The sequence below is a fragment of the Nocardioides aequoreus genome, from assembly GCF_000720335.1.
Lineage (GTDB): Bacteria > Actinomycetota > Actinomycetes > Propionibacteriales > Nocardioidaceae > Marmoricola > Marmoricola aequoreus.
The window spans coordinates 460,842-482,758 of the sequence record NZ_JOJN01000003.1 but is presented as its reverse complement, the minus strand read 5'-3'; the positions used below and the strand labels follow the sequence as shown (position 1 = coordinate 482,758).

The following is a 21,917-nucleotide window of genomic DNA, read 5'->3' as shown; positions in this document are numbered from 1 at the left end:
GCGCGCGTCCGCACCCGCCCGCGACAGCAGCGCCGTCCCCCGCCCACCCGAGCGCCGCACGGAGGTGTCCCGCAGGTGAGCTCCGACCTCTCGGTCCTCCTCGTCCTCGACCTGGCCGGCACCTTCGCCTTCGCGCTCAACGGCGCGCTGACCGCGATCCGGATCGTGCGGGTCGACATCGTCGGCACGGTGACGCTGGGCATGCTCACCGCCATGGGCGGGGGCATCCTGCGCGACGTGCTGATGGGGTCGCTGCCGCCCACGACCTTCAGCGACTACCGCTACCTGGTGGTCGCGGCCCTCGGCAGCCTGGTCGCCTTCGCCTTCGCCCGTGCCCTGGGCCGCTTCGGCACCACGATCGACGTGCTCGACGCGGCCGGCCTCAGCCTCTTCGCCGCTACCGGCACGGCCGTCGCCCTCGACTTCGGGCTGGGCGCGGGACAGGCGGTGATCCTGGGGGCGATCAGCGCCGTGGGCGGCGGCACCCTGCGCGACGTCACGGTCGGCCGGGTCCCGGTGGTGCTGACCAGCGAGCTCTACGCCATCCCCGCGCTGAGCGCGGCTGTCCTCGTGGTCGCCGCGAGCGCCCTGGGCGTCTACGGCCTCACGGCGGCGCTCGTCGCGGCGGGCACGTGCTTCGCGCTGCGGCTGGCGGGCATCCGCTTCAACCTGCACGCCCCCCAGCCGCGTCAGGCGCCGAGGGACCGCGGGTGAGCTCGCTGCGACGCTCGAGCAGGACGGTGTCGCGCCACACCCCGTCCAGCTGCGCGATCCGGCTCCGCACGGCGAGGGTGCGGTAGCCCGCGGAGCGGTGCAGCGCGAGGCTGGCGCGGTTCTCGGGGAAGACCGAGGTCTGCAGCGTCCACATGCCCGCGTCGTCGGCGCCGACCACCTGGGCGCGGAGCAACGACCTGCCCACGCCCCGGCCGCGTGCGGCCTCGGCCACGTAGACCGAGGTCTCGCCCACGCCGGAGTAGCACGCGCGGGTCGAGACCGGCGCCACCGCCGTCCAGCCGACCACCTCGCCCCCGAGCTCGGCCACCCACGCCAGGCCGGGGAGCCACCGCGCCCGCATCTGCTCGGCCGACGGCACCGCCGTCTCGAAGGTGGCGTTGCGCGTGGCCAGCCCCTCGGCGTACACGCGCAGCACCGCCGGCATGTCGTCGTCGCGCACCGGCCGCGTGGTCACCTCGCCCGGGAGGTCGTCGGGGCAGCAGGGCGGGGAGGACAGCGTGCCCATCACGACGTCCGCCGCGTGGGGGAGGCCGCTGCAGCAGGCGGCGTTGACCGAGACCAGGCTGGAGGTGCCCACCTTGTCGACCACCACGAAGCCGACGCGCTTGAGCGACTCGACGTGGTGGGAGCAGGTCGACTGGCTGATGCCGACCGCGGTGGCGAGGTCACCGATGCGCATCGCGCCCGACGCGGAGGTGGAGAGCGCGTGGAGCAGCCGCACCCGGGTGGGGTCGGCCAGCACGGCGAACCACTCGGCGTACTCCTCGGCGTCGCTCCTGCTGAGCGTGGCGGCGAGCGGGGCGTCGGTGGTCACGGGACCAGCCTACCTTGCGTCCATCGACGTCGGTCGATACATTGGCCTTCATCGAGCACCATCGATCGAAGGAGCACCATGTCCCGTCCCCTCGCTGTCATCGGCGCCGGCCCGGTCGGGCTGGCGGCCGCGGCCCACGCCGTCGAGCGCGGCCTCGAGGTCGTCGTCCTCGAGGCCGGCCCGGACGCCGGAGCCGCGGTGGGCGAGTGGGGCCACGTGCGCCTCTTCTCGGCGTGGCGCGAGCTGGTCGACCCGGCCGCGCGACGGCTGCTGAAGGCCTCCGGCAGCTGGAGCGCGCCGGACGACGACGCCTACCCGACGGGCCGCGAGTGGCGCGACGCTTACCTGCGGCCCCTGGCCCGGCTGCTCGCGGCGACGGACGGCGTCGAGGTCCGCTACGGCTCCCGGGTGACGGGCGTGGGCCGCGCGGGTCGTGACCTGCTGGTCGACTCCGGGCGCGAGACCGACCCCTTCGTCCTGCACGTAGCGACCCCGACCGGGCCCGAGCGTCTGATGGCGAGCGCCGTCGTCGACGCCTCGGGCACCTGGGGCCACCCGAACCCCCTCGGCGCCGACGGCTACCCCGCCGTGGGCGAGCCCGACCACGCCGACCGCCTCCACCACGGCATCCCCGACCTCGACGACCCCGAGGTCGCCGCGCGGTACGCCGGCAAGCACGTGGCCGTCGCCGGCAAGGGCGCCTCCGCCCAGGGCGTCCTGGTCGCACTGGCCCGGCTCGCCCGGCAGGCGCCCACCACCCGGGTCTCCTGGCTGCTGCGCCGACCGCGGCTCGGCGACGCCTTCGGCGGGGGCGACAACGACCAGCTCGAGCAGCGCGGACGGCTCGGCCTGGACGCCGCGGCGGCCGCCGCCAGCCGTGTCGTCACCCACCTCCCCCGCTTCCGGACCGAGTCCGTCACCGCCCAGCCCGACGGGCGGCTGCGGATCGTGTCGGTCGACGGCCAGCAGCTCGACGACGTCGACGAGGTGGTCGTCGCCACCGGCTTCCGACCCGACCACACCTTCCTCTCCGAGGTCCGCCTCGACCTCGACCCCGCCCTGGGGTGCGTCCGCGCCCTGGCGGAGCAGGTGCACCCCGACCACCACAGCTGCGGCGACGTCAGCCCCCACGGCTTCCGCGAGCTGGCCCAGCCCGAGCCGGGTCTCTACCTCGTGGGCATGAAGTCCTACGGCCGCGCCCCCTCGTTCCTGGCCATGACGGGCTTCGAGCAGGTCCGCTCGGTCGTCGCGGCGCTGGCGGGCGACCTCGACGCGGCGTCGCAGGTGGAGCTGGTGCTGCCGGCGACGGGCGTGTGCGACGGCGCGGCCGCCTTCGACGAGCCCGACGCGCTGGCGGCGACCGGCGGGTGCTGCGGGACGCCGGAGGCCCTCGCGACACGATGACCCCGTGACGCGGCGCCCGACCAGCACCGAGCCCGGCGCCCTCGACCGCGCCGGGCTGCGCGCCGCCGTCGTCGCGCTGAGCACGGTCCAGATCACCTCGTGGGGCGTGCTCTACTACGCCTTCGCCGCGCTCCAGGCCTCGATCTCGGCCGACACCGGCTGGTCCGCCGTCGCCGTCACCGGGGCCTTCTCCCTCGCCCTGCTCGTCTCGGGGGCAGCGGGCGTGTGGGTCGGACGCCGCATCGACGCGCGCGGCCCGCGCGTCGTGATGACGGTCGGCTCCCTCGTGGCCGTGCCGGGGCTCCTGGCCGTCGCCACCGCCCCGGACCTCGTGGTCTTCTACGCCGGCTGGGTGCTGGTCGGCCTCGCCATGTCCGCCACGCTCTACCCGCCGGCCTTCGCCGCGCTGACCCGCTGGGGCGGCCGCCACCGGGTCCGCGCGCTCACCACGCTGACCCTCGTCGGTGGGCTGGCGAGCACCGTCTTCGCACCCACGGCGTCGGCGCTGGAGACGGTGCTGGGGTGGCGAGGTGCTTACCTGGTGCTCCTGCTCGCCCTGGTGGTGGTCACGGCGCCGCTGCACTGGTGGGGGCTGCGCCACGCGTGGCGTCCGGCGACGGCCGAGGGAGACGCGAGTCGGACGACAGCGGCGCGCACGACCCGGTCGGTCACGCGGAGCCGACCCTTCGTGCTGCTCGCCGCGGCCAACGCCCTCACCACGCTCAGCGCCTTCGCGGTGCTGGTCAACCTCGTCCCGATGATGGTCGAGCGAGGCATGGCACCCGGCCTCGCCGCCGTGGCGCTGGGGCTCGGCGGGGTCGGACAGGCGCTCGGCCGGCTGGGGTACGCCCGCCTCGCCGCCGTCACGACCGTCCGGGGCCGCACGGTCGGGGTGATGGCGGCGGTCGCGGTCGCCACCGCGGCCCTGGCGGTGGCGCCCACCGGGGGCGTCGTCTTCGTCGTCCTCGGCATGGTGCTCGGACTCGCCCGGGGCGTCTACACGCTCGTCCAAGCCACCGCGGTCACCGACCGCTGGGGACCGACCAGCTACGGCGCCCTGAACGGCGTGCTCGGGGCGCCCGCCCTGGTCGCCTCCGCGGCGGCCCCCTTCGTCGGCGCCGTCCTCGCCCACCTCCTCGGGGGGTACGCCGCCGGCTTCCTGGCGCTGGCCGGGGTCGCGGCCCTGGGCGCCGCGCTCGCCGCCGGGGCGACGCTCGGCGAGCCGGGGAGGCGCACACCGTCAGGCGCGCTCCCCCAGCACTGACGGCGGCAGCTCCAGGTCAGGCACCAGCTCGCCGAGCATGGTGCGCACCCGGCCGTCGAGGTCCGCGATGATCGCGCGCACCGTCTCGGCGTCCTGCCCGCCGGGGTCGGCGACCGGCCAGTCGACGTACCTCACGCCCGGGACGTAGGGACACTCCTCGCCGCACCCGAGCGTGATGGCCAGGTCGCTCGCGGCGACGGTCTCGCGGGTCAGGACCTTCGGCCGCTCCTGCGAGGTGTCCAGGCCCAGGGACTGCAGGGCCTCGGCCACCTCGGCGTGGATGTGCTCGCCGGGCTGCGTGCCGGCCGACTCGGCGCGGACGCGTCCTCCGGCGTAGTGCTCGGTGAGGACGCGACCGATGACGGAGCGTCCGCCGTTGCGCACGCAGGCGAAGACCACCTGGGGCACCGCGGCCGCGTCGTCGTTGCTCTGGCTCGTGGCAGCCATCACGGCACCACCCTCTCCTCGCGTCGTGGTTGCTGGTCGTCGGTGAAGAAGCGTCGCGCCCACAGGCTCACGTAGACCAGGCCCACGAGGACGGGAACCTCGATCAGCGGGCCCACCACGCCCGCCAGGGCCTGGCCGGAGGCCACCCCGAAGACGCCGATCGCGACGGCGATGGCGAGCTCGAAGTTGTTGCCCGCCGCGGTGAAGGACACCGCGGTGGCGCGGCGGTAGTCGAAGCCGAGGGCGCGGCTCAGCAGCATCGAGCCACCCCACATCAGCACGAAGTAGACCAGCAGCGGCAGCGCGATCCGGGCGACGTCGAGCGGCTGGCTAGTGATGGTGTCGCCCTGGAGCGCGAAGAGCAGCACGATGGTGAAGAGCAGGCCGTAGAGCGCGGCCGGCCCGATGCGGGGCAGGAAGGCGGTCTCGTACCACTCCCGGCCGCGCGCCCGCTCGCCGAGCGTGCGGGTGAGGTAGCCCGCCAGGAGCGGGATGCCGAGGAAGACCAGCACCGAGACGGCGATGTCCCACACCGAGACGTCCAGGGCCGCCTGCTCGAGGCCGAGCCACCCGGGCAGCACCTGCAGGTAGAACCAGCCCAGCACGGCGAAGGCGACGATCTGGAAGAGCGAGTTGAGCGCGACCAGGATCGCGGCGGCCTCACCGTCGCCGCAGGCGAGGTCGTTCCAGATCAGCACCATGGCGATGCAGCGGGCCAGGCCCACGATGATCAGCCCGGTGCGGTACTCCGGCAGGTCGGGCAGCATCAGCCAGGCCAGGGCGAACATCAGCGCCGGCCCGAGCACCCAGTTGAGCAGGACCGACGTGGCGAGCAGGCGGCGGTCGCCGGTGACCCGCCCCAGCTCGTCGTAGTGCACCTTGGCGAGCACCGGGTACATCATCACCAGCAGCCCGAGGGCGATCGGCAGCGAGACCGAGCCGACCTCCACGGCGGCCAGCACGTCGTCGAGGCCGGTGACCAGCCGGCCGAGGAGCAGCCCGGCCACCATGGCCGCACCGATCCACACGGGCAGGAAGCGGTCGAGGGTCGAGAGCCGTCGCAGCACCGGGTCGTCGTCGGTCCGGGGCTCGTGGACGGTGTCGCTCATGCGGGGTCCTCGCTGGTGGTCGTGGCCGTGGTCGTCGTGGTGAAGAGGCTGCGCAGCGCGGCCATCGCCTCGGGTCGGGCGCGGTAGAAGACCCAGGTGCCGCGCCGCTCCCGGGCCAGCAGGCCGCTGTCGTGCAGCACCTTGAGGTGGTGGCTGATGGTCGGCTGGGAGAGGTCGAAGGCCGGCGTCAGGTCGCACACGCAGGCCTCCTCCCCCTCGTGCGAGAGCACCAGCGACAGCAGGCGCAGGCGCACCGGGTCGGCGACGGCCTTGAGCATCGGCACGACCGCTGCGGCACGCTCGGCCCCCAGCGGCTCGCGCGCCAGCGGGACGCAGGACGCCATGGGGTCGTCCGCACGCGGCAGCCCACGCAGGGCGAGCGACTGTTTCGACATGCGTCTATGTTGACATCCATCAATACGGTGACCGCGAGCGGGGCGGGAGGCGACCTGCGCGACGATGGTCGTCGTACCGAGGGGGCGAGCGTGGCCGAGCACGTCGACGTGGCCGTCGTGGGCGGTGGCCAGGCCGGGCTGGCCACGGCCTACCACCTGCGGCGCGCCGGCCTGGTCCCTGGCCGCGAGGTCGTCGTGCTCGACGCCGAGACCCGGCCGGGCGGGGCCTGGCAGCACATGTGGGAGGGGCTGCGACTCTTCTCGCCGTCGGGCTACTCCTCGCTGCCGGGCTGGATGATGCCCCGCTGGGACGACGAGGCCGGAGGCCTGCCGACCCGTGACCACGTCGTCGACTACCTGACCCGGTACGAGGAGCGCTACGCACTCGACGTACGCCGCTCGCACCGCGTCAGCGCCGTCACCCGGGACGGCGACGGCGACCGGCTGCGCGTGCGCGCGGGGCGCCTGGAGCTCGACGCCCGGCACGTCGTCTCGACCACGGGCACGTGGTCGCAGCCCTTCTGGCCGACCTACCCGGGCGCGCGTGACTTCCGCGGGCGTCAGCTGCACGCCTCGCAGTACCGCCGCCCCGAGGACCTGGCCGGCCAGCGGGTCGTGGTGGTCGGCGGTGGCAACTCGGGCGCGCAGGTGCTGGCGGAGCTCGCCGAGGTGGCCGACACCACGTGGGTGACCAGCAGGCCGCCCCGCTTCCTCCCCGACGACGTCGACGGCCGTGCGCTCTTCGCCGCGGCCACCGCGCGCGTCGCGGCGCTCCGCGAGGGTCGCGAGCACCGCGGGGTCGGTGGCCTGGGCGACATCGTCGTGGTCGACGGCGTACGCCGGGCCCGGGATCGTGGTCACCTGCGGGCGCGGCCGATCTTCGCCCGCCTGACCGCGACCGGGGTGGCGTGGCCCGACGGCAGCCAGGTGGAGGCCGACGCCATCGTCTGGTGCACCGGCTTCCGCCCCGCGCTGCGGCACCTGCGCACGCTCGGGCTGCACGACCGGCGCGGCCACGTGGCCCTCGAGGGCACCCGCGTCACGGCCGAGCCGCGCCTGCACCTGGTGGGGTACGGCGACTGGACGGGCGCCGCCTCGGCGACCCTGCTGGGCGTGGGCCGCTCGGCCCGCGACACGGCGGCCGAGATCATCGAGCGGCTGGGGCGCTGACCTCGACGCCGAGGTCGACGAGCAGGCGGCGCACGCGCTGCTCGAGCTGGTCGCGGACCACGCGCACCGAGTCGAGGTCCAGGCCAGCCGGGTCGTCGAGCTCCCACTCCTCGTAGCGCTTGCCCGGCAGGACGGGGCACGCGTCGCCGCACCCCATGGTGGTGACGACGTCGGCGGCGCGCACCGTCTCGTCGGTCCACGGCTTGGGGAACTCCTCGGCGAGGTCGACGCCGCGCTCACCCATCGCCTCCACGACGAGCGGGTCGATCCTGGCTCCGGGCTCGGAGCCTCCCGACCAGCCCACGGCGCCGTCGCCGGCGAGGTGGCGCAGGAAGCCGAGCGCCATCTGCGACCGGCCGGCGTTGTGCACGCAGAGGAAGAGCACCGTGGGTCGGTGGTCCCGGTCCAGGCCGTCGACCCTGGCCAGCGCCTGCAGCCGCTCCCGGGTGAAGCGCTCGGCCAGCAGCGGCACGTAGGTGACGATGCTCGCGGTCGCGAGCAGCTCGTCGTACGACGAGCGCAGCAGGCGCGCGATGGTCTCGGACCCGTAGCGGCCGCGGAACTCCTCGGCCAGCCTCGCGGTCGCGTTGTGCAGGTCGGGCTGGTGCTCGGGGAGCGCGGTGGGCGTGCTCATGGCTGGGTCCTCTCGGTCACACGGGCTCGGGCCGCAGACCGGCCGCGAGGCGGCCGACGCGGTGGGTGAGGTCGTCGTAGGCCGCCTCGAAGTCGCCGGGCGTGCCCGAGCGCACCGGGTCGGGCACCGACCAGTGCAGTCGCGCCCCCGGCCCCAGCGCCTCGTGCACCTGGTCGCACACGGCGACCACCAGGTCGTGCCGCTCGAGCACGTCGTCGACGTGCCGCGTCTCCGCGTCGGCCAGGTCGAGCCCGTGCCGCTCCGCCGCGCCCAGCGCTCCGGGATGCACCCGCGCGGCCGGACGGGTGCCCGCCGAGGTGGCCGGCACCGGGCTGACGTGACGCCACGCGGAGGCCGCGAGCTGGGAGCGCGCGGAGTTCTGCGTGCAGACGAAGACGACGCGCCGGCGACCACGCAGGTCGTCGTCGAGGGCGGGCGCGAGCGTCGCGAGGGCCGGGTGCTCGGCGTGCAGGCGGACGTAGCTGCGCCGGCGGTCCCCCTCGCTCTTCGCCCGCGACACGAGGCCGGCGTCCTCGAGCACGCGCAGGTGGTGCGCGAGCAGGTTGGACGCGATGCCGAGCCGTCGCGCCAGGTCGCTCGGCGAGAGGTCACCCAGCGCCAGGGCGTCGACGACGCTCAGCCGACCGGGGTCGCCCAGGGCGGCGTACGACCGGGCGCGGCGCTCCAGATCCGACCTTGGCTCGGCCATCGTCGCTCACATTCACTTAAAAATCATTGCCTCAACGATTCTTGCATTGATGCCGAGTGTCGCACAAGGGGCCGGTGGGCGCCGGCCCCCGCCCCGGCGCCGCGCGGCCGCCCGAGGGTGTGCGAGGGTGAACGGCGCGCGAGGGTCGAGCCCCGGGAGATGTCCCACTGCGGCCCGCTTCGCCCCGGATGAGAGCCCTCTCACCGGTGGCTCACGGCTGGCTCACCTCCGCGCTCCAGCCTGACCGCGGGCGCCCGCAGCGCCGGCCGGTCCCGCTGGCCCGCACAGGTGCGGACCCCATCCCCGACCCCCGGAGGACCCGATGAAGAAGACGCTCGTGTGCGTGGCCCTGGCCGCCGTGACGATCACCGGACCGATGGGCGCCTCGGCCGAGGCCGCCCCCGGCACCCAGACCACCCCCCAGGCCGTCGCCCCCGCCGCGACCGCGCCGGTCAGCACCGCCAGGAGCGACCGCAGGAACCCCGGCTTCGGCGGCGGCATCCGCGTCGCGAGCTGGAACGTGCTGGGCCACGACCACACCGCGCCCGGCGGCCGGAAGTACAAGAAGGGCTGGGCGGCCGGGACCAAGCGGATCCGGTGGGCGGCCGACCGCATCGGGCGCGAGAGGTACGACGTCGTCGGCTTCCAGGAGATGGAGCGCCCGCAGCGCGTGGCCTTCCGCAAGCACGTCGGGAAGCGCTGGGCGCTGCACACGGCCGGCATCAACACCGTCGTCGCCTGGCGCACCTCGAAGTTCCGCCTCGTCGCCGCCCGGCAGATCACGCTGCCCTACTTCCACGGGGAGAAGAAGCGGCTGCCCTACGTGCTGCTGCAGCAGCGCTCCACCGGGCAGCGCTTCTGGGTGGCCTCCTTCCACAACCCCGCCGACGCCCGTGGGCCGGCGCAGCGCTTCCGCAACGAGGCCGCCAAGCGGCAGGTCAAGCTGGCCAAGCGGCTCGGGCGGACCGGCGTGCCGGTGATCTTCGCCGGCGACTTCAACGAGAGCTGGAGCTTCGTGTGCAAGCTCCACCGCTCGACCGGGATGCGCTCCTTCGTCGGAGGCGGCGTCCGCGACGGCAGGTGCGTCACCCGCAAGCCGCGCTGGAACGGCGTCGACTGGGTGCTGGGCAGCAGCAAGGTGCGGCTCTCCCGCGCCAGCACCATCAACGACCGTCAGGTGCGTCGCGTCTCCGACCACCCGCTCGTCGGCGCCCGGGTGACGATCCGCCGCTGACGCCGGTCGGGCGCCGAGGTCTGCGAGGATGACCGCTCGCGTGAGGGCCTCTAGCTCAATCGGCAGAGCAGCGGACTTTTAATCCGCGGGTTCAGGGTTCGATCCCCTGGGGGCCCACGAACGCCGATCGGGTGGGCTCGCCGTCACGTCGGTGACGGCGGGCCCACCCGACCGGGGTGGTGGCGGGGTCAGCCGCCGATGACGCCCTCCTGCTCCAGGAACTCCTGGGCGACGACGCTCGGGTCGTCCTTGTCGACCTGGACCCGGGCGAGCGCCTCGGTGAGGTTCTCGGTGGTGAGGGCCTCCGAGACGGCGTTGAGCGCCTCCTCGGCCTCCGGGGTCAGCTTGTCGGACCTGATCAGCGGGGTGATGTTCTGCGAGGTGTAGAGGTTCTCCGGGTCCTCGAGCACCACGAAGCCCTCGGTCTCGATCGAGGAGTCGGTGGAGAAGATGTTGCCGACGTCGATCGAGCCGTCCTTGAGGCTGTTGACCGTCAGCGGGCCACCCACGTCGAGGGGCTTGAACTCCTTGAAGGTCAGACCGTAGACCTCCTCCAGTCCGACCAGGCCCTGGAAGCGGTCGCGGAACTCGGGGCCGGCACCGACGACGAGGTCACCGGCGACGGGCTCGAGGTCGGCGATCGAGGTGAGGTCGTACTCCTCGGCCGTCTCCTGCGTGACCGTGAGGGTGTCCTTGTCCTCGGCCTCGGACTGCGGGAGCGTCTCGGTGCCCTCGGGCAGCACGTCCTGCAGGGCGTCGTAGACGTCCTCGGGCGAGGTGACGTCGCGCGGCACCTCCTGGTCCTGGCCCGCCGCGAGAAAGGCCAGCAGCGCCCCGTTGTACTCGGGCAGCAGGTCGATGGAGCCGTCCTCGAGGGCCTGCATGTAGACCTCGCGAGCGCCGATCTCGGGCTTGGTCTCGACCGTCACGCCGGCGTCCTCGAGAGCGGCGGCGTACATGTTCATCAGCAGCACGTTCTCGGGGAAGTTGGCCGAGCCGATCACGATGGTGCCGGCGTCGCTCTCCTCCTCCGAGAAGGCGTCCTCGCCGCCTCCGCCGCCGCAGCCGGCCAGCAACGCCAGGGAGGCGACGGCGGCTCCGATCGTCATCAGGGGTCGTCGGGTCATGGTCTTACCTTTCGGTGGGTTGGGAAGGAGCGGGCACGGGGCCGGAGCGCCTGGTGGCGGCCCGACCACTGACCCCGGGGGAGACGACGAGGCGCTGCACCCCGGCGAGCAGCGTGTCGAGGACGACGGCGAGGACGCCGACCAGCACGGCGCCGGCGAAGACCTCGCTGTAGTCGCGTACGGCGATGCCGTCGATCAGGTAGCGGCCGAGCCCGCCCGAGCCGACGTACGCCGCCACGGTGGCCGTCGAGACCACCTGCAGCGTGGCGTTGCGCAGGCCGCCGAAGATGAGCGGCAGGCCGTTGGGCAGCTCGACGCGGAGCAGGATCGAGGGCTCGGTCATCCCCATGCCGCGCGAGGCGTCGACGGTGTGGGGGTCGACGGCACGGATGGCCGCGTAGGTGTTGGTGAGGATCGGTGGGATGGCGAGCACCACCAGCGCGACCGTGATCGGCAGCAGCCCGATCCCGAAGATGACCACGATGATCGCGATCAGTCCGAGGGTGGGCAGCGAGCGCCCGGCGTTGCCGGAGTTGATGGCGAGGAAGGCGAAGCGGTCGGTGTGGCCGATCAGCAGCCCCACCGGGAAGGCGATCAGGAACGCGATGACCAGCGCCAGGCCGGTGTAGCCGAGGTGCTCGACGATGCGCTGCAGGAAGCCGCCGTCGGCCCCGGGGGCCCACAGGGCGCCGTCGAGGAGGACGGAGAGCAGGCCGTCGTTCACCGTGTCGCCCCCGCCCGGGTCCACGGCGTCAGGCCGCGCTGGGTGAGGACGAGGAGCAGGTCGGCCAGGAGCGCGAGGGTGATGGAGAGGACCAGGCCGATCACGATGGGCACCGAGTAGAAGAGCTGGAAGCCGCGGGTGAAGAGCTGCCCGAGGCCACCGATGCCGATCAGGGCGCCCACGCTGACCAGGCTGATGTTGGAGACCGTCGCGACGCGCAAGCCGGCGAAGATCACCGGCGTCGCGATCGGGAGCTCGACGGTGAGGAGCCGGCGGACGCGTCGGTAGCCCATCGCCGTGGCGGCCTGGGTCACCGCGGCGTCCACGGAGCGCAGCCCGTCGGCGACGGTGCGCACAAGCAGCGCGACCGAGTAGATCGACAGCGCGATGACGATGTTGATCTCGTCCAGGATGCGGGTGCCGATGATGCCCGGCAGCAGCACGAAGAGCGCCAGCGACGGGATGGCGTAGAGCAGCGAGGAGAGGTTGAGCAGCGGGTGGTAGAGCCACTCGTAGCGCACCGCGAGGTATCCCAGCGGGATCGAGACCAGCAGCGCGATCAGCACCGGCACCAGTGCCAGCACCAGGTGCTGGGCGAGCAGGTCGAGGACCAGGTCGCCGTTGACGTCGAGGTAGTCCCGGACGTCGCCCAGGTAGCCGCCCATCAGGCCGAGCCCCTCGCGCGCAGCTGCTCGGCGATGGTCTCGTGGCGGCAGATGCCCTCGGCGCGGCCGTCGCCGTCGACCCGCACGGCGGCACCGACGGGCGAGCGGATCGCGTTGTCGAGCGCGGCCCGGAAGGAGTCGCCGGGTCCGAAGCTGCCGCCGAGGTCGAGGGTCCGGCCGTCGCGCGACCAGCCCACGGGGCGGCCGTCCTCGAGCAGCAGCGTGGCACCGGCCACGGGGGTCTCGAGCGGCTCCAGGGGCAGCTCCTGGGCGTCGCTGAAGGTGAGCCCGCGGAAGCCGCGGTCACGACCCACGAAGTCGGCCACGAAGTCGTCGGCCGGGTGGGCGAGGATCTCCGCCGGCGGCGCGACCTGGGCGAGCCGGCCGCCCTCGGCGAAGACGGCGACGCGGTCGCCGATCCGGATCGCCTCGTCGATGTCGTGGGTCACGAAGGCGATGGTCTTGCCCAGCTCCGACTGCAGCCGGAGGAACTCGTCCTGCAGCTGGGTGCGCACGACGGGGTCGACCGCGCTGAAGGGCTCGTCCATCAGCATCACCGGCGGGTCGGCGGCGAGCGCCCGGGCGACGCCCACGCGCTGCTGCTGGCCGCCGGAGAGCTGCACCGGGTAGCGCTTGGCGTACGACGCCGGCAGGCCGACGAGCTCCATCAGCTCCACGGCCCGGGTGCGCGCGGCGCGACGGCTCACCCCGGTGAGCACCGGCACCGTGGCGATGTTGTCCTCGATGGTCCGGTGCGGGAAGAGGCCGGCGTGCTGGATCACGTAGCCGATGGAGCGGCGCAGCTCGGCCGGGTCGGTCGCGGTGACGTCGCGGCCGTCGATGGCGATCGTGCCCGAGGTGGGGTCGATCATCCGGTTGATCATGCGCAGCGAGGTGGTCTTGCCGCAGCCGGACGGCCCGACCATGACGGTGATCCGGCCGTTGTCGAGGGTCAGGTCGAGGTGGTCGACCGCGACGGTGCCGTCGGGGAAGGCCTTGACCACCTGCGTGAACTCGATCACTGGATCTCTCCGCTCCCCGGCCCTGTCGTCAACCTAGTAGTTGATCGATCGATCTACGAGGCTATTGCCTCGGTGTCGTTGCCCCACCCGGCGTCCAGCAGCTGACGCAGCCGCTCGACGTCGGGACCCCAGGGGCGGTCGGCCGCGCTCGCAGGCACGACCTCCCGTGCCCCACTCAGCGCGACCCGTAACGGATCGGACGCCGCCTGCACCCGCGCCGGGTCGAGCGCGGCGGCCTGGAGCACGGCGAGGAGGCCGCACGCGACCACCTCCTCCCAGGCGTCGAGCGCACGCCGGAGCGACTCGGCGGCCTCGGTGGCGAAGCTCTGCACGTCCTCTTGGCCACCCGAGGTCTCCACGGTCGCCACCGAGGTGGCGGCGACGGGCAGGCAGGTGTGCACCGCCCCCACCGCGCGCTTGTGCACCGCGACCAGGCCCGCGTGCGGCCCGGGGTCGAGCGCCAGCTGGGCGGGCAGCCCGGTGGTCCTCGGGTCGAGGAGGCGGTGGAGCCGCGCGGTGGCGACAGAGGCCGCGTGCACCGCCGCCGCGCGCACGCCGTCGGCCGCCGCGGCGAGGTCGAGGCCGTGGAAGCCGGGGGTGCCGAGCAGCACGCCGTGCTCCTCGTCGTACGCCGGGGAGTCGGTGACGCCGTCGAGCGCGCGGTCGACCGCGGCGTCGAGGCCGTCGAGACTGCGACGCACGTGGGCCAGCACGGGCCCGACCACCCGGAAGGAGACAGGGGCCTGCAGCGAGCGGGGCGCCGGCTCGGGACCCACCAGGGCCCGCAGCCCGGCCAGCACCTCGGCGAGCTCGGGGTCGGCGCGGGCGACCAGGGCGGCGTACGGGTCGCGCGAGACGCCGGCGACGAGCACCTGCCCCGCGGCGACGAGCAGCTCCTGGCGCGCGATCCGCCGCGCGCGCTCGCCCGCGAGGGTCACCAGGGCGGTGGCCACGGGCACCCCGCCGAGCAGCGCGATGCCCTCCTTGGCGCCCAGGGCCGGAGGCACCAGCCCACGTGCCTCGAGGACGGCGGCCGACGGGACGGCGTGGCCGCCGTCGAGCACCTCGCCGGCGGCACCGAGGTGGCCGAAGGCGTGGGCGAGCGGCACGATGTCGCCCGCCGAGCCCGAGCCGGCCCGCGGCACGGCCGGCACGACGCGCTCGCGAAGCAGCGTCGCGACCCACTGCGCCAGGTCGGGGCCGACGCCGCTGTCGGGACCGAGCAGGGTGCGCAGCCGGCAGGCGAGCAGCGCGCGCACCTCCCGCTCCGCCAGGTACGGCGCCCCGCCGACCGCGCGCGCCAGCAGCAGCGCCGTGGACTGCCGGGCCTGGGCGTCGGGATCGAGGTCGACCACGCTCTGGGCGCCCGCGCCGGTGGTCACGCCGTAGACCCGGGCGCCCGCGGCGAGCACCCCCAGCATCGCCGTACGCCGCTCGGCGAGCGCGGCGAGCAGGTCGTCGGCCAGCTCGACGGCGGCACCGTCGGCGATGCGCCGCACCGCCGCGGCGTCGAGGTCGTGCGGCGAGGCGACGATCACCGGTAGCGCACCATCGTGCCCACGTCGGCGGTCTCGGCCCGGTCGAGCAGCAGCTGGCCGAGGGCGACGTCGAGGATGGAGAGGCCGCGGTGCCAGAAGAGCACGCGCTCCTCGTCGGACTCCCGGCCCGGGCGCCTCCCGGTCACCACGTCGCCGAGCTCGGCGTGCAGCGTCTCGGGCGACAGCGCGCCGCTGTCGACCTGGGCGCGCAGCGCGCCGAAGCGTCCCGACTGGGCCTCGCGCCAGTCGTCGACGACCACCTTGTCGATGCCCTCGAGCAGGTCGGCCTCGAGCGCGCTGACCGTGCCGTAGGGCACCAGCAGCGAGCCGGCCGCGAGGTGCTCCCGACGCACGAGCGGCGCCGGCTCGGTCAGCCGCGTCGCCTCGACGCAGACGTCGGCGCCATCGAAGGCCTCGCCGATCGAGTCGGTGACCACGACCTCGGCCCGCAGCACCTCGCGCAGCTGAGCGGCGAAGGCCTCGCGCGACTCCGGTCGCCGGCTCGTCACCCGCACCTCGTCGAGGTCGAGCAGCGCGTCGAGCATCACCACGTTGCTGTACGCCGTGCCGCGGGCCCCGGCGTGGCCGAGGACCTTGCTGCCGGCCCGGGCGAGGTGCTTGGCCCCGACCGCGGTCATCGCACCGGTGCGCGCCTCGGTGACGAAGGTGGCGTCCATGATGCAGCGGGGCACGCCGGTGTGCGGGTCGTAGAGCGTCAGCAGCGCCAGCTCGCTCGGCAGCCCGAGGGTGTAGTTGGGCACGAAGTCGCCGACGACCTTGACACCGCTCACGCCGTGGTCGCCGAGCGACGAGACGTGGCCGCGCAGCACGTTGAAGTGGCCGCGGCCGTCGTTGTCGGGCACCAGGTGCGTGCGCGGCTCGAAGACGGTCTCGCCCCGGCCGTGGGCGGCGACCACCCCCTCCACGGCCGAGACCACCTCGGACGGCGTCACGCCCAGGGCGTCGACGTCGGGGCCGGACAGGAACCGGAGCCACAGGTCCTCGCGCACGGGCCTCAGCATGCCGGACGGGTGGGGGCGGGCTACCCCTCGGTGCCCTCGGCGCGCTGCCGCCGCGCCACCTCGACGTGCGGTCGCGACTGCCACAGCGCCCACTCCGCGCTCACGTCGCCGGCCGTGCGCAGCAGCAGCGGGAGGTGGTGGCCGAGCAGGCGGTCGGTGGAGGTCTCGGCCGCGTTGACCGTGACGTTCATGGCCGCACGCACGGTGCCGGTCGCGTCGCGGACCGGCACGGCGACCGAGCGGACGCCGGGCGCGAGCTCCTCGTCGGCGAGGGCCCAGCCCCGGGCGCGCACCTCGACCAGCTCCTGCTGCAGCTGCTCGTGCGTGGCGCCGATGTAGGGCGGCAGCCCGGCGCGGCTCGGCACCGCGAGCACCTGGGCGAGCTGCTCCGGGGCGAGCGCGGCGAGCAGCACCTTGCCCTGGGAGGTCTGCGGGGCCGGGAAGCGGGTGCCGATCTCGACCCGCAGGGCGATGATCTTGGGCACCGAGACCCGCGCGACGTAGACGATGTCGCTGCCGTCGAGCTGCGCCATCGACGACGACTCGCCGGTGCGCCCGACCAGCGCCTCCAGGTGCGGCCGGGCGATGTCCCACAGCCCCAGGGCCGCGACGTACGCCGTGCCGAGCCCGAGCACGCGGGGGGTCAGGGTGAAGGCCCCGTCGGAGACCCGCACGTAGCCGAGCTCCTCGAGGGTCAGCAGCAGCCGTCTCGCGGTCGGCCGGGCCAGCCCGGCCGCCGTCGCCACCTCGCTGAGCGTCATCGGACGCCCGGTGGACCCGGCGGCCGGCGCGAAGCACGCCAGCACGTCGAGTCCTCGTGCGAGCGACTCGACGAAGTCGGGTCCCTGTCCGCGTCCGGCCACGACGCCGAGCCTACGAGCCCGAGCCGGGCTCGCCGAAGACGCTGCCGCGAGCCCCGTGCGTGGCGTCGGACTTGTAGTCGGTGTACTGGTACGGGTTGTCGAGGACGCCCTCGCCCGCCGGCAGGTCGGGGTTCATCCCCGCCTCCCAGGCGTCGGGCCCGAGCTCGCCGCGCAGGTGCTCCACCGTGGCCTCCACCTCGCGCCGCACGGCCCCGAGGTCGGCGCCGACCAGCCGTCCCTCGCTCTTGACCACACGGCCGTCGACCACGACGGTGTGCACGTCGCCGCGCTGGGCCTGGAAGGCGATGTGGCCGTAGGGGTTGACCAGCGGGAACGAGAAGGCCGAGTGGTCGTTCTTGAGCAGCACCACGTCGGCCTTCTTGCCCGGCTCGAGGCTGCCGAGGTCGTCGCGACCCAGGGCGCGCGCGCCGCCGACGGTCGCCCACTCGACGACCTGCTCGGCCCGCAGGTGCAGCTGCGTCACCGTCTCGCCCGCGGCGTGGGCCTCGAGGTGCTCCCGGGCGCGGTCGGCCCCGAGGGTGGTGCGCATCGCGCTGAAGAGGTCGCTGCTCCACCACACGCTGGTGTCGTGGGAGAGCGAGACCGGGATGCCGTGGCGGCGCACCTGCCAGGTGGGCGGGTAGCCCTGCCCGGCGCTCTGCTCGGACTCGGTGGAGACCGAGATGGAGCCGCCCGTGGCCGCGATGCGGTGGTAGGAGTCGGCGCCGAGCGTGGCCGCGTGCACGTAGACGGTGTCGGGACCGGCGAAGCCGTGCTCGTGCATCAGCCGGATGCCGTCGTCGTTGGTCGCGCCCCACACGCCGGCGTGGGTCGTCACCGGGACGCCCAGCTCGCGGGCCACCTCGAAGGCCGCCCGCTCGGGGAAGGCCGGGTCGCCGGTGACGTCGAAGGCCAGCTGCACGCCGATCGAGCCCTCGTCGCGGAGCCCCCGCAGGAAGGACTGCACGGCGGGGTCGGCCGTCCACTCCCACGGCGCCTGCTGGATGTTGCCGTAGGCCAGCACGAAGCGTCCCGGCACCGCGCGGAGCGCGTCGACCGCCGCCTCGGCGTGCGCCACCGACTGCAGGCCGTGCGACCAGTCGACCGTGGTGGTCACGCCGGCCTCGAGCGCGTCCCACGCCGAGACGAGGTTGCCCGCGCGGACGTCCTCGGGCCGGAAGGCGCGGCCGTGCTCGAGGTAGTACCAGACGAAGTACTGCGTCAGGGTCCAGTCGGCGCCGTAGCCCCGCATCGCGGTCTGCCACATGTGCCGGTGGGTGTCGATCATGCCGGGCATCACGATGCCGCCGGAGGCGTCGACCTCGACCGCGCCCTCGGGGGCCGAGAGACCGTGCCCGACCTCGGCGACGGAGTCGCCGACCACCAGCACGTCGGCACCCGGGAGCACGCTGTGGGCGGCGTCCATGGTCACCACGGTGCCGCCGCGGAAGACGATCGGCCGCCCCGCGGTCGCGGTCTCGGCATCGGGGTTGGTCATCGTGGCCCTCGCTCTCGTGGTCGCTGCGGTGCTCCGCGCTCTTAGCGGACGACTATCCGGATGCCGGTCAGTCGCGTGGCGCTACTGTGGTCCGCGTCACCCGGGCCTGTCAAGGGCGACCACGCTCAGGGGTTGACACCACCTGCGGGGTTCCCGAGACTGCCCACCACACCGGTGCGTACGCATGTCCGCATCGCGTCGACCTGGAAGGACCACCTCTCGGATGACCACCGACGGGACCACCCCGGAACGGACCACCCCCGACCGGGCCAGCACGCGCAGCGGACCCCTCGCCGGCCTGCTGGTCGCCGACTTCTCGCGGATCCTGGCCGGCCCCTACGCCTCGATGCTGCTGGCCGACCTCGGCGCCGAGGTCGTCAAGGTCGAGTCACCCGGCGGTGACGACACCCGCTCGTGGATGCCGCCGGTCCGGGAGACCGACGACGGCACGGTGTCGACCTACTACCTCGGCATCAACCGCAACAAGCGCTCGGTGGCGCTCGACCTCAAGGACGCCGACGACCTCGCCCTGGCACAAGAGCTCGCCCAGCGCGCCGACGTCATGCTGGAGAACTTCCGTCCCGGCGGCCTGGCCCGGTTCGGCCTCGACTACGAGACCGTCAGCGCGACCAACCCCGGCGTCGTCTACGCCTCGATCAGCGGCTTCGGCAGCGGCCCCGAGGGCGCCAAGCTGCCGGGCTACGACCTGATCGTGCAGGCCATCTCGGGGCTGATGAGCCTCACCGGCTCCCCCGACGGCGAGCCCTACCGCGCCGGCATCTCGGTCTTCGACGTGATGGCCGGCATGCACGCCACCATCGGGACGCTGGCCGCGCTCAACAAGCGGCACGAGACCGGTCGCGGGCAGCACGTGGAGGTCAACCTGATGAGCTCGGCGCTCTCGGGCCTGGTCAACCAGTCGAGCGCGTACGTCGCCTCCGGCACCGTGCCGATGCGGATGGGCAACAGCCACCCCAGCCTCTTCCCCTACGAGCCGCTCCCCTGCTCCGACGGCGACCTCATCGTGACCGCCGGCAACGACGGACAGTTCCGCAAGCTGGTCGGCGTGCTCGGGGTGCCCGAGCTCGCCGACGACCCCCGCTTCCGACGCAACGAGGACCGCACGGCCAACCGGGCCGAGCTCCGCCCGCTGCTCGTGGAGCGGCTGGCCACCCGCCCCAAGGACGAGTGGTTCCGCGAGATCATCGCCGCCGGCGTGCCCTGCGGACCGATCAACACCATCGAGGGCGGAGTCGCCTTCGCGGAGTCCGTCGGGCTCGAGCCGGTGGTCGAGGTGGGCGAGGGCGCCGCCATGGTGCCCTCGGTGCGGCACCCGATCCGGCTCTCCGAGACCCCGCCCGACTACGTGCTGCCCCCGCCGCGCCTCGACGAGCACGGCGCCGAGATCCGCGCCTGGCTCGCGCAGCCCACCCCGCCTGTCGAGACCGAGGAGCCCTGATGTCCGACCTCCAGTTCCCCACCTCCCTCGGCACCTCGACCGCCGAGGAGATCCACCTGCTGGGTCAGTCGCTGAGCGACGACCTGATGGGCAAGGTCGGCTTCGGCGAGCTCGCCATGTGGCTGGTCACGCTGCGGCGTCCGACGGCAGGCGAGGTGCGCGTCTTCGAGTCGGTGCTGGTCGCGCTGGCCGACCACGGCTTCACGCCGACGGCGATCGCGGCCCGCCTGACCTACCTCTCGGCCCCCGACTCGCTGCAGGGCGCGCTCGCCGCCGGCCTGCTCGGCGGCGGCTCCCGCTTCCTCGGTGTCACCGAGGACTGCGGGCAGTACCTCCACGCCGTGCTCGACGACGCCGGCGACGAGCTGCCCACCGACGACGCCGGGTGGGACGCCCTCGCGCTCGAGGCGGTGCGACGCACCAGGGCGGAGCGGCGCTTCGTGCCCGGGCTCGGCCACCCCGTGCACAAGGAGCGGGACCCGCGCACCGACGTGCTCGTCGCGATCGCCGAGGAGGAGGGCCTGCGCGGCCCCCACCTGCGGCTCTTCGAGGCCATCGGTCGCACCCACGAGGAGGTGCTCGGTCGCCGGCTGCCGCTCAACGGCGCGGGCGTCTGCGGCGCCGCGCTCGCCGACCTCGGCCTCCCCGTCGACCTGCTGCGCGGCTTCGCGCTGCTGGCCCGCACCGCGGGCCTGCTCGGGCAGCTCGCCGAGGAGCGGCGCCGGCCGATCGGCATGGACGCCTACTTCGCCGTCGACCGCAACGCGGTCTACGTCGACCCCACCGACGACACCCAGGGAGGAGACGCCTGATGGCCGAGGTCTGCGCCGTCATCGCCTCGACGCACCACCCCTTCTACTACCGCGCGAGCACCGCGGTGGGCGACGACCGCCCGCCCTTCGCCGACGCGTGGGTGGAGAAGATCGAGCGCTTCCGCGAGACGCTCACCGCGGCCCGCCCCGACGTGCTCGTCATGGTGGGCAGCGACCACTTCCACCAGCTGTGGCTCGACAACATGCCGCAGTTCCTCGTCGGCAAGGCCCCGGCGTACGACGCCAACTGGTACAACGAGGAGCGCGAGTTCGGGCTCCCCCGCTTCCACCTCGCCGGCGAGGAGCAGCTCTCCGAGCACATCCTCCGGCAGGGACTCGACGCCGGCTTCGACCTCGCCTTCAGCAACGAGCTGCGCATCGACCACAGCATCACCTGCCCGATCATCACGCTGCGCCCCGAGGCCGACCTGCCGATCGTGCCGATCTACACCAACATCTTCGCGCCGCCGCTGCCGCAGCCGAAGCGCTTCGTCCAGCTCGGCCGCGAGATCCGAGCGATGGTCGAGTCGTGGCCCTCCGACCAGCGGGTCGCGATCATCGGCACCGGTCACCTCTCGCTGGAGCTGGGCGGACCCCGCCAGTTCGGGCCGCAGGGACCCGACCCGGAGTTCGACCGCAAGGCCGTCGACTGGATCGCCAACGGTGACCTCACCGGCTGCCTCGGCGAGGTCACCCTCGACAGCCTCCACCTGCCGGGCAACGCCACGCACGGCTTCATGGACTTCATGCTGATGATGGGCGTCGCGGGCGACGGCGTGAAGGCCGACCACGTCGACTCCCTCGACCTCTTCCACACGATGGAGGCCTACTTCACCTGGTACCCGGGAGGCGACCCGCGATGAACCACCCCACACCGCTGCTCGCTTCGCTCACACCGATGAGGGGACCCCGATGAGCAAGTACCTGCTCGACAAGTTCCTCTACACCGTCGACCGCGACCCCGAGCTGGTGGAGCGCTACCGCGAGGACCCCGAGGGGCTGGTCGCCTGGTGGGAGGCCGAGATGGCCAACAAGATCCTCAACGTCCTCGCCGAGGAGCGCTCGACCTGGCTGGCCTTCACCGAGGAGGAGCGCCGGGCGCTGGTCGAGCACGACCACGTCACGCTCTTCTCGATGGGCGCGCACCCCTTCCTCACGCTCACCCTCTTCATCGCGATGTTCGAGCGCGACCACGGCCCGCTGGAGTACCAGAAGGCGTACGGCGCGGCGCTCGCCGGCTTCTCGCACCCCTACCCCGACATCTCGACCTAG

The 21,917-nt window shown here is 73.8% G+C and carries 23 protein-coding genes and 1 tRNA gene; 10 read left to right on the top strand and 14 right to left on the bottom strand.

Annotation, left to right across the window (positions count from 1 at the left end; all coding sequences use genetic code 11):
* The first annotated feature begins 75 nt into the window (after nucleotides 1-75).
* The gene (locus IG63_RS0108770) at nucleotides 76-714 is read left to right on the top strand and encodes a trimeric intracellular cation channel family protein (RefSeq protein ID WP_030483994.1); all 639 of its coding nucleotides are present in this window, start codon (nucleotides 76-78) and stop codon (nucleotides 712-714) included.
* On the opposite strand, the gene IG63_RS0108765 is transcribed toward IG63_RS0108770, so the two are convergent.
* A complete protein-coding gene (locus tag IG63_RS0108765; protein WP_051706417.1) occupies nucleotides 665-1,549 on the bottom strand; it encodes a metalloregulator ArsR/SmtB family transcription factor in 885 nt (294 codons plus the stop codon). The genes IG63_RS0108770 and IG63_RS0108765 overlap by 50 nt on opposite strands.
* 78 nt (nucleotides 1,550-1,627) lie before the next feature.
* Between IG63_RS0108765 and IG63_RS0108760 the strand changes: the two genes are divergently transcribed.
* Both IG63_RS0108760 and IG63_RS0108755 read left to right on the top strand, forming a co-directional pair.
* Complete coding sequence (locus tag IG63_RS0108760; protein ID WP_030483992.1) at nucleotides 1,628-2,953, top strand: FAD-dependent oxidoreductase; 1,326 nt, start codon at nucleotides 1,628-1,630, stop codon at nucleotides 2,951-2,953.
* Nucleotides 2,954-2,957: 4 nt separating this feature from the next.
* Nucleotides 2,958-4,217: an MFS transporter gene (locus IG63_RS0108755; protein ID WP_051706414.1), complete on the top strand. Its 1,260-nt coding sequence runs from the start codon at nucleotides 2,958-2,960 to the stop codon at nucleotides 4,215-4,217.
* Here IG63_RS0108755 and IG63_RS0108750 read toward each other — a convergent pair.
* From IG63_RS0108750 to IG63_RS0108740, 3 genes are read right to left on the bottom strand one after another with little or no spacing between them, the layout of a single operon-like run.
* A complete protein-coding gene (locus IG63_RS0108750) occupies nucleotides 4,194-4,664 on the bottom strand; it encodes an arsenate-mycothiol transferase ArsC (protein WP_030483990.1) in 471 nt (156 codons plus the stop codon). The two genes, IG63_RS0108755 and IG63_RS0108750, sit on opposite strands and share 24 nt — an antisense overlap.
* Nucleotides 4,664-5,773, bottom strand: a complete 1,110-nt coding sequence (arsB, locus tag IG63_RS0108745; protein ID WP_030483989.1) for an ACR3 family arsenite efflux transporter — start codon at nucleotides 5,771-5,773, stop codon at nucleotides 4,664-4,666. The genes IG63_RS0108750 and arsB overlap by 1 nt, the downstream gene beginning before the upstream one ends.
* Nucleotides 5,770-6,168, bottom strand: coding sequence for an ArsR/SmtB family transcription factor (locus IG63_RS0108740; RefSeq protein ID WP_030483988.1), 399 nt, complete (start codon nucleotides 6,166-6,168; stop codon nucleotides 5,770-5,772). Before IG63_RS0108740 ends, arsB begins: the two co-directional genes overlap by 4 nt.
* A gap of 90 nt (nucleotides 6,169-6,258) precedes the next feature.
* Between IG63_RS0108740 and IG63_RS0108735 the strand changes: the two genes are divergently transcribed.
* Entirely contained in the window at nucleotides 6,259-7,338 is a 1,080-nt protein-coding gene (locus IG63_RS0108735) for an ArsO family NAD(P)H-dependent flavin-containing monooxygenase (protein WP_030483987.1), read from the top strand.
* On the opposite strand, the gene IG63_RS0108730 is transcribed toward IG63_RS0108735, so the two are convergent.
* Nucleotides 7,316-7,972: an arsenate reductase ArsC gene (locus IG63_RS0108730; protein ID WP_030483986.1), complete on the bottom strand. Its 657-nt coding sequence runs from the start codon at nucleotides 7,970-7,972 to the stop codon at nucleotides 7,316-7,318. The genes IG63_RS0108735 and IG63_RS0108730 overlap by 23 nt on opposite strands.
* Before the next feature lie 16 nt (nucleotides 7,973-7,988).
* Nucleotides 7,989-8,681: an arsenate reductase/protein-tyrosine-phosphatase family protein gene (locus IG63_RS0108725; protein ID WP_030483985.1), complete on the bottom strand. Its 693-nt coding sequence runs from the start codon at nucleotides 8,679-8,681 to the stop codon at nucleotides 7,989-7,991.
* Between the two features lie 322 nt (nucleotides 8,682-9,003).
* On the opposite strand from IG63_RS0108725, the gene IG63_RS0108720 reads away from it, so the two are divergent.
* Both IG63_RS0108720 and IG63_RS0108715 read left to right on the top strand, forming a co-directional pair.
* Nucleotides 9,004-9,915, top strand: coding sequence for an endonuclease/exonuclease/phosphatase family protein (locus IG63_RS0108720; RefSeq protein WP_030483984.1), 912 nt, complete (start codon nucleotides 9,004-9,006; stop codon nucleotides 9,913-9,915).
* 44 nt (nucleotides 9,916-9,959) lie between these two features.
* Nucleotides 9,960-10,032: transfer RNA gene (locus IG63_RS0108715), tRNA-Lys, on the top strand.
* A 71-nt stretch (nucleotides 10,033-10,103) separates the two neighbouring features.
* Here the strand turns inward: IG63_RS0108715 and IG63_RS0108710 are convergent.
* The 8 genes from IG63_RS0108710 to IG63_RS0108675 are packed head-to-tail and all read right to left on the bottom strand — an operon-like array spanning nucleotide 10,104 to nucleotide 18,374.
* On the bottom strand, nucleotides 10,104-11,042 hold the full coding sequence (locus tag IG63_RS0108710; RefSeq protein ID WP_030483983.1) for an ABC transporter substrate-binding protein: 939 nt from the start codon (nucleotides 11,040-11,042) through the stop codon (nucleotides 10,104-10,106).
* A 4-nt stretch (nucleotides 11,043-11,046) separates the two neighbouring features.
* Nucleotides 11,047-11,790: an ABC transporter permease gene (locus tag IG63_RS0108705; RefSeq protein ID WP_084596848.1), complete on the bottom strand. Its 744-nt coding sequence runs from the start codon at nucleotides 11,788-11,790 to the stop codon at nucleotides 11,047-11,049.
* Nucleotides 11,763-12,431 (bottom strand): ABC transporter permease, encoded by a 669-nt coding sequence (locus IG63_RS0108700; RefSeq protein ID WP_051706413.1) that lies wholly within the window; start codon nucleotides 12,429-12,431, stop codon nucleotides 11,763-11,765. The genes IG63_RS0108705 and IG63_RS0108700 overlap by 28 nt, the downstream gene beginning before the upstream one ends.
* Nucleotides 12,431-13,453: an ABC transporter ATP-binding protein gene (locus IG63_RS0108695; protein WP_030483980.1), complete on the bottom strand. Its 1,023-nt coding sequence runs from the start codon at nucleotides 13,451-13,453 to the stop codon at nucleotides 12,431-12,433. Before IG63_RS0108695 ends, IG63_RS0108700 begins: the two co-directional genes overlap by 1 nt.
* A 53-nt stretch (nucleotides 13,454-13,506) precedes the next feature.
* Nucleotides 13,507-14,991, bottom strand: coding sequence for an aromatic amino acid lyase (locus IG63_RS0108690; RefSeq protein ID WP_030483979.1), 1,485 nt, complete (start codon nucleotides 14,989-14,991; stop codon nucleotides 13,507-13,509).
* Nucleotides 14,988-16,001 (bottom strand): ornithine cyclodeaminase family protein, encoded by a 1,014-nt coding sequence (locus IG63_RS0108685; protein WP_211249253.1) that lies wholly within the window; start codon nucleotides 15,999-16,001, stop codon nucleotides 14,988-14,990. The genes IG63_RS0108690 and IG63_RS0108685 overlap by 4 nt, the downstream gene beginning before the upstream one ends.
* A gap of 32 nt (nucleotides 16,002-16,033) precedes the next feature.
* Complete coding sequence (locus tag IG63_RS0108680; RefSeq protein ID WP_030483977.1) at nucleotides 16,034-16,876, bottom strand: IclR family transcriptional regulator domain-containing protein; 843 nt, start codon at nucleotides 16,874-16,876, stop codon at nucleotides 16,034-16,036.
* Nucleotides 16,877-16,886: 10 nt separating this feature from the next.
* Nucleotides 16,887-18,374 (bottom strand): amidohydrolase family protein, encoded by a 1,488-nt coding sequence (locus IG63_RS0108675; RefSeq protein ID WP_051706411.1) that lies wholly within the window; start codon nucleotides 18,372-18,374, stop codon nucleotides 16,887-16,889.
* A 223-nt stretch (nucleotides 18,375-18,597) separates the two neighbouring features.
* Between IG63_RS0108675 and IG63_RS0108670 the strand changes: the two genes are divergently transcribed.
* The 4 genes from IG63_RS0108670 to IG63_RS0108655 are packed head-to-tail and all read left to right on the top strand — an operon-like array spanning nucleotide 18,598 to nucleotide 21,917.
* Nucleotides 18,598-19,833 carry a CaiB/BaiF CoA transferase family protein gene (locus IG63_RS0108670; protein ID WP_051706410.1) on the top strand — a complete coding sequence of 412 codons (1,236 nt, stop codon included), beginning with the start codon at nucleotides 18,598-18,600 and terminating at the stop codon, nucleotides 19,831-19,833.
* Complete coding sequence (locus IG63_RS0108665; RefSeq protein WP_030483974.1) at nucleotides 19,833-20,645, top strand: citryl-CoA lyase; 813 nt, start codon at nucleotides 19,833-19,835, stop codon at nucleotides 20,643-20,645. Before IG63_RS0108670 ends, IG63_RS0108665 begins: the two co-directional genes overlap by 1 nt.
* Nucleotides 20,645-21,508 carry a DODA-type extradiol aromatic ring-opening family dioxygenase gene (locus IG63_RS0108660; RefSeq protein WP_030483973.1) on the top strand — a complete coding sequence of 288 codons (864 nt, stop codon included), beginning with the start codon at nucleotides 20,645-20,647 and terminating at the stop codon, nucleotides 21,506-21,508. Before IG63_RS0108665 ends, IG63_RS0108660 begins: the two co-directional genes overlap by 1 nt.
* Nucleotides 21,509-21,557: 49 nt before the next feature.
* On the top strand, nucleotides 21,558-21,917 hold the full coding sequence (locus IG63_RS0108655) for a hypothetical protein (RefSeq protein WP_030483972.1): 360 nt from the start codon (nucleotides 21,558-21,560) through the stop codon (nucleotides 21,915-21,917).